Raw genomic sequence first — 507 nt, forward strand, 5'->3', positions numbered from 1 at the left:
GTTTTGCCGTTCGAGTGGACGCGGCTTTATCGCACCAGTGCGGTGGACGTGGATTGTGGGCTGGGGTTTGGCTGGAGTCATGCGCTGGCCCACAGGCTTGCTGTTTCGGGCGATTCGGTGGTTTGGACGGATCATGAGAATCGCTCGACGGTTTTTCCCTTGCCTACGATTTCTCGGCCGACGATCACCAATAGCCTGGCCGAAGCGGTCATTTATCTCGGTACTTTGCCTGACGAGTTGGTGCTGGCGCAGGCATCGCGGTTCTACCACTTTCGTGAGGGTCTGCTGACAGCCATCAGCGATGCGTATGACAACCGACTGCGGATTTCCCGGGATCTGTTGGGGCGTATCGAGCGGCTGGATAACGGTGTCGGGCGTTCGCTGTTTTTGCGTTATTCGGCCGACCGTATCGTGGCGGTGGATTACCAGATTCAGCGGGCCGAGGGTTCTGATCCCTACGTCTGGGTGAGCGAGTACAGCGTCGTTTCCTACGCCTATGACGACCTT

The 507-nt window shown here is 58.0% G+C and carries 1 protein-coding gene; it reads left to right on the plus strand.

The features are described 5' to 3' along the window. Positions 1–507, plus strand: a 507-nt coding sequence (locus ACZRMO_RS30250) for a DUF6531 domain-containing protein (RefSeq protein WP_463975277.1), incomplete at both ends; no start/stop codon positions are given.

Source organism: Pseudomonas sp. B611 (genome assembly GCF_055407965.1).